A 9,176-nucleotide genomic window follows, 5' to 3' on the forward strand; every position below is an offset into this window, starting at 1 on the left:
AAATATCTGCGTAACGCACTCCATCCAGAGTCTATAGGGGCATAAATCACTATTTTGTCAGCTGAAATATTGAATTTTCAAGGAGCGAAGCCCATTTCAGGTATGGGAAGTCTTAGTTATATACATAATCTGTCTCTGATAAGAAGATATCGATCTTATCGTCTGCCGCCGCGTCCGCCTGGTTCATAAGCGCCTCGTCAAGTTTCTGCTGGTAGACGCCGTCCTGGTTCGGATTGATCACCCAGTGGATCTCCGTTCCGTCCTTCAGCGTGGTCACTGTTCCGTCATCGGAAGTACTCTCGACTTCCGGATAAACAGCTTCCAGACGGGTGCGGAATTCATCATTCCAGCTGTAGATATTAATGACTTTGCCTTCCTCTGTACTCTGTGCATCTCCGGATCCGGAATCTGTTCCCTGTCCGCCGCATCCGGCCAGCAGACCTGTCGCAGTGACTGTTGCCATCATCACGGCAACTACTCTCTTTTTCATTGTTCATTCCTCCTCGTCAGTTTATTATCTGGCAGATCTCCTGTCCGCCTGTGATAGTGAGATTATAGCCCATTCCTGCCGGGCGATATATTATGAATCGCAAAAAAATATCAGATTCATGACCCGTTTTCGTCATTTTTTTATTTTATGTCATGATTCTGATATTTTTAGTTTTCTTTCTGATTTTTGCCCTGAAGAGATTCTTATATAATGCCCATAAGTAAGAAATACACGAAGTGAAAGGAGACTTAATATGAAACATCTGCAGTTTATAGACGAACATGGCAGTTTTTCTATAGAACAGCCGGAAAATACAAGTTATCTTTATTTTCCGCTGGCGTCAGAGAAAGGCCTGAAAAGTTCCGTCACTCCCAATCTCGGCGGGGACGCAAAGATCGATCAGGAAACTTTCCTCCTTGAGCCGGTCAGCGCTGAAAACCTTCATAACAACCGCTCAGTCAGAAACTTCTGGCTGGTATCTGATACAGGCGAAGTATTCTCCGCGTCCGGAGCGTCGGCGGAACAGGAAGCAGCCCGGTTTACGGAGCTTCAGGACGCCAGCCGGATCACGGCTGGATTCATGTGGCATTCGATGGAGAGGATCTCCAGAAGCCGGGATGTCCGGACTGCCGTTACTTCATTTATACCTGTGAAAGACAATGCGGAGATCATGTATATTACGGTCCGCAATCAGTCAGACAGTACAAAGACCCTGATCCCCTTCGCCGCAGTTCCTGTCTACGGACGCAGCGCCGACAATATACGGGATCACAGAAATGTGACTTCCATGCTCCACCGCATCCGCACGGAATCCCACGGGATCCTTGTCAGCCCGACCATGTCTTTTGACGAGCGCGGGCACCGTCCCAACTCTATGATCTACTATGTATACGGATGCAGCGGCGCCGGTGAAGCTCCGGAAAGTTTCTTTCCCACTGTAGAGGAATTTCTGGGAGAAGGCGGAACCTATACGCACCCGCGCGCCGTCTGCGAGCGCCGTACCGGCGTGCCGGCCGGCTCTTCTGCCGCCGGCAGAGAAGCGATGGGCGCTTTCCGCTTCCCGGAAATACATCTTGCCCCCGGGGAGGAGACGGATTACATCCTGATCCTGGGAGCGGAAGACAACAGAGAATCCATCTCTCAGATTTATGAAAAATACAATACGCCGGATAAAGTAAAGAAGGCTCTCAACGAGACAAGATCCTGGTGGAGGGAGAAAGTCAACACCGGATTTCATACCGGCGACGCTGATTTTGACCGTCTGATGAAATGGATCTGCTTCCAGCCTTTTCTCAGACGGCTGTTCGGCTGTTCCTTCCTGCCCCATCACGATTACGGAAGAGGCGGCCGGGGATGGCGCGATCTCTGGCAGGACTGCCTCTCTCTTCTTCTCATGGATCCGGACGGTGTAGGTCAGATGATCGAGAAAAACTTCGGCGGGGTCCGGATCGACGGAACCAACGCCACGATCATCGGAGAGGGCGACGGGAACTTCATCGCGGACCGCAACGGGATCGCACGTGTATGGATGGATCACGCTCTCTGGCCCCAGATGACAACCAAACTCTATATCGATCAGACCGGCGACGTGGATATCCTGAACAGGAAAGTTCCTTATTTTAAAGACGCGCAGACCTGCCGGGGAACACAGACCGACGGACAGTGGGACGCAGGACAGGGCAGCCTGCTCAGGACAAAGGACGGGGAGATTTATACCGGAAGTATCCTGGAACATCTTCTGATCCAGCAGCTGACCGCTTTCTACGAAGTCGGCAGCCACAATGTTTACCGCCTGCGCGGGGCTGACTGGAACGACGCCCTTGACATGGCGTCCGAACGCGGCGAGAGCGTTGCTTTCACCTGCGCCTACGCCGGGAACCTGCGGGATCTCGCCTCAATGATCCGGCTTCTTGAAAGCCGTTCCGGCGAAAAAGAAACTGTTCTGCCCGAGGAGCTTCAAATCCTCCTGAATGGAGACGCCGGCTTATTCGAAGATCCTGACGCCAAAAATGCGCTTCTGGAAGACTACACACAAAGCTGCCGGCACCGGATCAGCGGCAGGCATTTCTCCATTCCTCTTTCCGTACTGGCGGATGACCTGGATCGCAGGGCCGGCTGGCTCACAGGTTATCTCCGGGAACGGGAATGGATCGACGGAGGAGCAGACGAGGGATGGTTTAACAGCTACTACGATAACCACGGACGCGCGGTGGAAGGATTCTTTCCCAACGAAGTGCGCATGATGCTCACAGGTCAGGTTTTTTCCATTATGGGAAATGTCGCTTCCGATGAGCAGATCCGCAGGATCACAGCCAGTGCAGACCATTATCTCTACCGGAAAGAGATCGGCGGTTATCGCCTGAACACGGATTTCCATGAACTCAAATTCGATATGGGCCGTATGTTCGGCTTTGCATACGGTGAAAAGGAAAACGGAGCTGTATTCTCACATATGACTGTGATGTATGCCAACGCCCTGTACCGCCGCGGCTTTGCAAAAGAAGGCTGGAAAGCGCTGAAGACGCTTGCCGAAACCGCACTGGACTTTGATACAAGCCGGATCTATCCGGGAATCCCGGAGTATTTCCGCTCGGACGGGCGCGGAATGTACCACTATCTGACCGGAGCCGCAAGCTGGTTTATGCTGACGATGATCACCCAGGTCTTCGGCGTCCGGGGCGAGGCCGGCGATCTCATTTTCGCCCCCCGACTGATGGGCGAACAGTTTGACGGTCAGGGGAAAGCCTCTGTCAGCCTTGTCTTTGCCGGGAAACAGATTGAGGTGATCTACGAGAACCTGGAACACAAAGACAGCGGGGAATATACGATATCCTCTGCAGTCTGTGAAGGATATCAGCTTCAGACAGACAGCGCCGGATACGCTGTGCTTCCTCGAAAGATACTTGACGGCTTTTCCGGAGAACATCTCCGCGTGACCGTTACTCTCAATTAAACTCAACTGAAAGGACAGGAATAAAATTATGAAATATGGCTATTTTGATGATAAAGAACGGGAATATGTGATCGATCATCCGGATACTCCTTCCCCTTGGGTAAATTATCTTGGTTCTCCGGAATACGGCGCGATTATCTCCAACAACGCAGGCGGTTACAGCTTTGCAAGATCAGGGGCAAACGGCCGCATCCTCCGTTACATCTTCAATCAGTTTGATCAGCCGGGACGCTATATCTATATCCGCGATAATGCATCCGGGGACTACTGGTCCGCTTCCTGGCAGCCGGTAGGAAAAGAGCTCGGGCAATATCAGAGCAAGTGCTGCCACGGTATGGGCTATACAAGAATGCTTGCAGACTACAGCGGAATACACTCTGAGGCTGATTACTACGTGCCGCTCGGGAAATCTTACGAAGTGTGGGCGCTTACCGTGACTAATCAATCAGACTGCGCGCGGGACCTTACGCTTACCGGATATGCGGAATTCACAAACCACAGCAATTATGAACAGGACCAGGTAAACCTCCAGTATTCCCTTTTCATCACCCGCACCTTATTTGAAAAGAACCGGATCATCCAGCAGATCCACGGCAATCTTGACGCGCTCCGGGAGGACGAAGAAGTAGATGACAAGAAAGTGACCGAACGTTTCTTCGCTCTTGCAGGCGGAGAAGTCTCCTCCTACTGCGGAGACAAGGACGCTTTTCTCGGGAAATACCACGGATATGGCAATCCGCAAGGCGTGATCTCTGCTGATCTTGGCAATATCACAAGCTACAATGAGAATTCCTGCGGCGCCCTCTCCTGCAAAGTCACTCTGGATCCCGGCGAATCCAGGACCTTGCTTTTTCTGCTCGGTATGAAACCCTCGGCAGAAGCCGCAGCCATTGCAGACTCTTACACGGATCCTGCCGGACAGGTCAGACAGGAGATCAATGCGCTGAAAGCCGACTGGTATGCAAAACTGGATCACCTTAAGATCAATACCCCGGATCCCGCCTTTAACACGATGATAAATACATGGAACGCCTATAACTGCTTTATCACTTTTGTATGGTCAAGAGCCGCTTCTTTTATTTACTGCGGGCTTCGCAACGGCTACGGCTACCGCGATACAGTGCAGGATATCCAGGGGATCATCCACCTCGCGCCTGAAATGGCGTGTGAGAAGATCCGTTTTATGCTCTCGGCACAGGTAGATAACGGCGGCGGGCTTCCACTTGTAAAATTCACCCACAACCCGGGACATGAAGACACGCCGGACGACGCCTCCTATGTACAGGAGACCGGGCATCCAGCCTATCGCGCAGACGACGCCCTCTGGCTGTTCCCGACCGTTTACAAATACATCGCGGAGACCGGCAATACAGCATTCCTCGATGAAGTCATTCCGTTTGCCAACAAAGGTGCAGGGACTGTTTATGAGCATCTGAAACGCGCCGTGCAGTTTTCCTTCGACCACCTCGGTCCTCACGGTCTGCCCGCAGGATTGTATGCGGACTGGAATGACTGTCTCCGTCTCGGCGCAGAAGGCGAATCCTCATTTGTCGCACTGCAGTTTTATTATGCAATGACTATATTAAAGAAATTTGCCGTCTACAAACAGGACAGCGGATATGTCCGCTATCTTGAAGAAAAGCAGGAAGAAACCGGACAGAAGATCCAGAGACTGTGCTGGGATAATGACCGTTTTATCCGCGGCTACACCGAGATGGGCGAACGCATCGGCGCGGCAGAGGATCCGGAGGCGAATCTCTGGCTGAATCCCCAGAGCTGGGCTGTCATCAGCGGACTCGCATCCAGAGAACAGGCTGACACCGCGCTGGAAAACGTATATCAGAGACTTAACACGGCATATGGCGCCATCCTGATGGATCCGCCTTACCATGAGCACGCGTTTGACGGTGCGCTTGCCGTAATCTACAATCAGGGGACAAAAGAAAACTCCGGTATTTTCTCCCAGTCGCAGGGCTGGCTCATCCTCGCGGAAGCTCTCAGCGGCCATGGAAACCGTGCGTTTGAATATTTTACAGAGAATGCGCCTGCCGCACAGAATGACAGGGCAGAGATCCGCCGGCTCGAGCCATACTGCTACGGTCAGTTTACCGAAGGCCCGGCCAGCAGCCATTTTGGCCGCTCCCACGTACACTGGCTGACAGGAACCGCCTCTACCGTGATGGTCGGCTGCGTGGAGGGAATCCTCGGACTCCGGCCGGATCTGGAAGGTATCCGGATCGCGCCGTCTGTCCCAGCGAGCTGGGATTCCTTTGAAATTGACAAAGATTTCCGGGGAAAACATCTCCATATCAGGATCGAAAATCCGGATCACCGGGAATCCGGATGCCGGAGCATGAGCCTGAACGGGAAGGAGCTTCCTGATAATTATATACCGGAAGGACTGCTCAAAGAAGAAAATGAAATTCTCCTGACGCTGTAACCTTCCGGACAGCACAGACATTTAATCCGGTATTCCTGCGGTATCTCCTTCCGTACGCGGAGTGCCGGATTCAATGTCCCACTGGACCATATAGTACTCGTCGCGGTATTTCTTCGGGGTCATCCCGACCACTTCCCTGAACTGCTGGATAAAATGACTCTGGGAAGAAAACGAAAGCCGGTTTGCGATATCGATCATGGAATAATCGCTGAACCTGAGAAGGTTCTTCGCCATGTCGATCTTCTGGCTTCGTATATATGCGCTCACCGATACACCGGTCTCCTTCTTGAACAGGCGGGACAGGTAACCGGACGATACGCCGAGCTCATCCGCCAGATCTTCTATCGTAATCCTTTCTTTGATGTGTGAATATATGTACTCCTTGCACGCGTTGATATGCTTTGAATTGGTATCGCTGCGGGCATATTTGCGCATCTTTTCCGTAAAATCCATAACCATCTCGTCGTGAAGGCTGTGGACTTCCGCCTCGGTGTGGATGTCATCCAGTTTCCGGATATAAAAGTCGCTCATCCTGAACGCCTGTTCCAGTTCCATACCGTTCTGCCTGCACAGACGTGTGATCATCGCAGTCGTGATCACAAAATGATATTTCAGATTGACCACGTGGTCTCTCGAAAGGACTCCGACTCCCTCTCCCTCCACAAAACGTCCTGCCTCGCAGTTCTTCCTGACTGTCTCAATATCTCCGGTTGCTACCGCCCTGTAGAACAGGAACTCTTCCGTAGGTTCGCGGTGTTCGATCTCGTCAATATTATCATCTGCTTCCAATAAAAACCATTCATTTTTGTAACTCATAGGTCTGCCTCTTTTCTGATATACCGGAATCTGAGTTTATAATAGCACAATCTTTCCGGACATACCAGAAAAAAGACAGGTCACCGCCGTGTTCGTTACTGTCAAGTAATCATTGGCAACTTTCTTTCCGATTTATCTTTTTTGTTCAAGCAGTCCTTTTTCTGGTTTCTAATATCCAGCCATGTACAGCAGTCGCTTTCTCTCTCCCTGTATCTTTCCCTCCAATCCAACCACATGCCCTACTGCTGGATATTGATAACCCTTTCCGTCTTTCTTTGGTGTCTTCGCTGACATCAGGATCTCGCCGTATAACTCTTCTACTTTCTCTTCTTCAAATACCGGCCTCCTCAGACGTTCTGTCACTTCATACAGTTTCCCGCTGCACTTTTTTGCCAGTATCTTCGCCAGATGGTTCCCTCCTCGCCGGCTCCAACTTCTGTGCCCATGTTTCATCCGCTTCGCTATCACGCTCCACACATGGTTTTCCATTGTTCCCATGTTCCGGTATTCCAGACCCTCCGGTGGGTCTGGCAGCTCCAGTTCCTGAGACTGATACGGCAGAAGCCCTTCCCGGTTGTTTTCATAGTATCGGATCAGTTCTTCTACATCTTCAATCTCAGCTTCATCACTCAAGCTGTTCCGATAGATTTCCAGATACCGGAATACTTCTTCGATCTCTTCTCCTTTTATCAGTTCTAAAACAGCATCCCTCGCAGCCGGTTCATGGATTTTTTCTTTCACAGCTTTGTTCCGGTGGAATGGGTCTAACTGAAAACAGGTGCTTTTATCTTTCACTTTCTTGATCCACGACGCTCCGTCCGCATTTAAGATTCTTTGATCTACCTCATCCAGGTTAAACTCCCGTGCGATTGCCGCTTCCCGGTATTCCTGAAACTCTTTTGCTTTAGAAAATTCGGCAACTACCACTTTGTTTTCCAGCGCATAACGATCCGGGCCGGTTTTCCGCCATCCGTCATAAGCTATCCCGATCTTGATCTCTGATTTATCCTGTTTTTCCTTTTTTCTGTCTTTTCCCTGCAGCTTGATATAAGCTCCATCCGCTTCTTCAAACAGAACAGGAACCTCTCTTTTCCCTTTCACTTGGCCTTTCTTATATGCTTCTGTCAACTCTGCTTCGTCCTCACAAACCTTTTCCCCTAAAGCCTGGATGACGTTCCATACGCCTATCGCACTGATGGTCTGTCCAGTCATCTCGCTGACCTGCCGGGCGCATTCTCTGTAAGATAGTTCAGTGATCCCTTTTACTAGCAGTTCCGCCATGTTCGTTGAAATCAGACCTACATGGTCCAGTTCCAGTGTTTCATCCAGCAGATATACAAAGTGCCTGGTTCCGTCTTCCTCGGTTACTTCATAGACAGTCCTCTGATAAGTTACTTCCCCATACACGGTTTTTACGGTTGTCTGTCTGGCACCCTTGTTCCGGTACTTCTTTTTGTCCCTCCCTCCATCAGCATCCTGTCATACCGTTCCAGAAACTCTTTTGTGAACTCTCTTCCGATCTGGCAGACCCACGGTTTTCTTCACTTGATTGATTTCGTTCTCAATATGGGGTAAAATAATCTCAAACAGGAGAAAGGAGGCACATAATGGAAAATTACACAAATCTACTAGAAAAATTAATTCCCGAACTTGTCCGAATTTTTCAGGGTTCAATCACCAGCATTATCCTCTACGGATCTGTGGCTAGAGGCACTCAAACGGAAGAATCGGATATTGATATCGCAGTCTTGGTCGGCTCTTATACAAAAGAGATGCATGAACAGATGACGGATCTTGTTGTAGACTTGGAATTAGAATATGACAAAGTCCTCTCCGTACTCCTCATCGATTATGATAAATTTACCGAATGGGAAAATGGGAGTTACTGTATAAAGGGTGGTTTACGCTACCTACTACATTACATCGGCTGACGGTTCATTTGTGGCAAAAGTGATAACCAGCAGAGGGAAAGGAGTCATATATGCAACGGGGCATGGCGCTACGGGAAGCGCCATGCCCCATCTTATTCGGCCCCCCGACAAATGGGAAGTTACTTGTTCCTTTTTGCTTTAGCTGCTTTTATGCCCCAGCCAATCAACAATATAAGCCAAGCGCATAATCCTGCGATAAACCCTGTAGTCCCTATGCTTTCAAACTGCAATTTCAGCGCAACATTGAATATTTTTACAACAATAGTTCCACATAGCATCAAAGCAAGCAATAAAAGAACTTCCAATCCAATATATTTAAAAATTTTATTTTTCATAAATGGCCGCCTCCACAGCTTCTAATTTGTTGCCCTGTTTGTTCTTAATTATAACACATAAAGGAAATCGCTTTCAAGTTGTCCCTGGCCAGAACAGCGGTAAAGAATAAATTTTAGAAATCCCTGCTTTTCAGCCAGAGTATGTTATTGTGGCTATTTTGCACAACAAGCGTCTCCTTTGGAGCCGTTATCCACATCTCAAGGCCATACG

Annotated in this window: 6 protein-coding genes and 1 pseudogene; 3 read left to right on the plus strand and 4 right to left on the minus strand. The window is 49.9% G+C overall.

Annotated elements, in window-relative coordinates:
* Positions 1-112 precede the first annotated feature (112 nt).
* Complete coding sequence (locus B5G11_RS15865) at positions 113-490, minus strand: hypothetical protein (protein WP_343215528.1); 378 nt, start codon at positions 488-490, stop codon at positions 113-115.
* Between the two features lie 253 nt (positions 491-743).
* Here B5G11_RS15865 and B5G11_RS15870 point away from each other — a divergent pair, with 253 nt between their 5' ends.
* Both B5G11_RS15870 and B5G11_RS15875 read left to right on the plus strand, forming a co-directional pair.
* The gene (locus tag B5G11_RS15870) at positions 744-3,443 is read left to right on the plus strand and encodes a cellobiose phosphorylase (RefSeq protein WP_087255591.1); all 2,700 of its coding nucleotides are present in this window, start codon (positions 744-746) and stop codon (positions 3,441-3,443) included.
* A 28-nt stretch (positions 3,444-3,471) separates the two neighbouring features.
* Entirely contained in the window at positions 3,472-5,883 is a 2,412-nt protein-coding gene (locus B5G11_RS15875; RefSeq protein WP_087255595.1) for a N,N'-diacetylchitobiose phosphorylase, read from the plus strand.
* Between the two features lie 21 nt (positions 5,884-5,904).
* Here the strand turns inward: B5G11_RS15875 and B5G11_RS15880 are convergent, their stop codons facing one another.
* Positions 5,905-6,699, minus strand: coding sequence for an AraC family transcriptional regulator (locus B5G11_RS15880; protein WP_087255598.1), 795 nt, complete (start codon positions 6,697-6,699; stop codon positions 5,905-5,907).
* Between the two features lie 168 nt (positions 6,700-6,867).
* Positions 6,868-8,148: pseudogene (locus B5G11_RS15885) on the minus strand (ISLre2 family transposase); the annotation flags it as partial.
* A gap of 158 nt (positions 8,149-8,306) precedes the next feature.
* On the opposite strand from B5G11_RS15885, the gene B5G11_RS15890 reads away from it, so the two are divergent.
* Positions 8,307-8,630 (plus strand): nucleotidyltransferase domain-containing protein, encoded by a 324-nt coding sequence (locus tag B5G11_RS15890; RefSeq protein ID WP_087255601.1) that lies wholly within the window; start codon positions 8,307-8,309, stop codon positions 8,628-8,630.
* Between the two features lie 119 nt (positions 8,631-8,749).
* Here the strand turns inward: B5G11_RS15890 and B5G11_RS15895 are convergent, their stop codons facing one another.
* On the minus strand, positions 8,750-8,965 hold the full coding sequence (locus B5G11_RS15895) for a hypothetical protein (RefSeq protein ID WP_071433763.1): 216 nt from the start codon (positions 8,963-8,965) through the stop codon (positions 8,750-8,752).
* Positions 8,966-9,176: the final 211 nt, after the last annotated feature.

It is taken from the genome of Drancourtella sp. An57 (assembly GCF_002161525.1).
Taxonomy (GTDB): domain Bacteria; phylum Bacillota; class Clostridia; order Lachnospirales; family Lachnospiraceae; genus Sellimonas; species Sellimonas catena.